Annotated in this window: 1 pseudogene; it reads left to right on the top strand. The window is 70.8% G+C overall.

Annotated features, from left to right (window positions below):
- Positions 1-243: pseudogene (locus HA630_RS27070) on the top strand (hypothetical protein); the annotation flags it as partial.

Here is a 243-nt window from a genome sequence, read left to right as displayed (position 1 = left end):
TTCGAGCAGCAGCGCCAGGCCCTGGCCGACCGCTTTGTGGAACTGCAGCGCCAGCAGCGGGTGGGCCTGTGGCGCTACCTGCGCGGCAGCCGCCTGACCGTGCTGCTCACCGCGCCGGTCATCTACGCCGGCTGGCCGGTGTTTGCGGTGCTCGACGCGTTCGTCTCGCTGTACCAGGCGGTGTGCTTTCCCATCTACCGCATCCCCCGGGTGCGCCGGGCCGACCACCTGGTCTTCGACCGC

The organism is Aquabacterium sp. A08 (genome assembly GCF_011742065.1).
Note: the sequence above shows the minus strand (reverse complement) of the source record. Positions and strands in the feature narration are given on the sequence as shown.